This is a genomic window from Lysinibacillus sp. UGB7, from assembly GCF_049058285.1.
Lineage (GTDB): Bacteria > Bacillota > Bacilli > Bacillales_A > Planococcaceae > Lysinibacillus > Lysinibacillus sphaericus_B.
On record NZ_JBMGUV010000136.1, the window covers coordinates 1 to 343 of the forward strand.

Below are 343 nucleotides of genomic sequence, written 5' to 3' on the forward strand. Positions count from 1 at the left end.
TGAACTGCTCCCTGTCAAGTAGACAGTGGAAATAATAAAAATGCTTTACGCGGCTTGAGACCTGAATTCCAAGGGGCTCAAGCCGTTTAATTTTTCTTGATAGCGCTCTGAATTATAAAACGAAATGTATCCTAAAATTGCTTTTTTAGCGCTTCATATGTATCATATTTATTTAAATAGTATTTTTCGCATTTGAGCGTACCCCAAAAAGCCTCGATTGGTCCGTTATCGATACAACGTCCCACTCTAGACATACTATGTACCATCTCGGCATCATCTATCATACGTTTGAAAAGTTTTGAAGTATATTGATAACCACGATCGCTATGAATAAGTGGAACCA

The 343-nt window shown here is 37.3% G+C and carries 1 pseudogene; it reads right to left on the reverse strand.

The features are described from left to right. Positions 1 to 45 precede the first annotated feature (45 nt). Positions 46 to 343, reverse strand: a pseudogene (locus ACOMCU_RS28400) (transposase); the annotation flags it as partial.